Genomic DNA, 714 nt, shown 5'->3' on the forward strand with positions numbered 1-714 from the left:
TGGCAAGCACAATAATGCAAAATTTGTTTTGAACACCAAGTACAATTTTTAACAGAATCAAAATGGAAACGTATACAAACTTTCAAATAGTTTTGGATGAAAACAGTTTTCACTGTAACTTGAATAATAGTTTTCATTCTTATTCTGGCTTGGAGGCGATGAAACTAATACATTGGACTTGACGGTTGTTGTCAAATCCAATGATTCTGCAGTAAGCCCTGGGGTACTCCTTCTTGACCTCCGATACTTCGTTCAGAACTTGTGTTGCGTCGGTGCATCCGAACATAGGCAGCTTCCACATTGTCCAGTATCGTCCATCATAGTATCCTGGAGAGTTGCCAGTAWCACGGGACACGAATCCATTATGGCTGAATTCTAAGCAGGGGATCCATCCATTGCGGATAAGGTACTCAATTTGTTTCAATAGTTGTTCGTCAGTTAGAGTTGGAAGGTAAGAAAGGGTCTCAAATTTCTTCACTCCTTCAATCGGCCATACCTTCATGCATTGCACTCTTCCACCATTGCTTGGCAACTTAGAGAAGTCAGCATTGGCCTTCTTGGTAACTGGGAAGCTTGACATGGATTTAAGACCAGTGAAAGGTGCAACCATGCTGGATTGCACTGGAGACACGCTTGACATGGTAGCAGAGGACATCAWRGATGAAGCCATTGCTAGACTMTCTTCTTTTTCTTCTTTTTCTTCTTCTTCTTGTT

The 714-nt window shown here is 41.5% G+C and carries 1 protein-coding gene; it reads right to left on the reverse strand.

Features of this window, described 5'->3' with window-relative positions:
* Nucleotides 1–139: 139 nt before the first annotated feature.
* Nucleotides 140–714, reverse strand: a 575-nt coding sequence (locus KJK34_RS15030; protein WP_223054702.1) for a ribulose-1,5-bisphosphate carboxylase small subunit, incomplete at its 5' end; no start/stop codon positions are given.

The organism is Flavobacterium coralii, assembly GCF_019891545.1.
GTDB classification, from domain to species: Bacteria; Bacteroidota; Bacteroidia; order Flavobacteriales; family Flavobacteriaceae; genus Flavobacterium; species Flavobacterium coralii.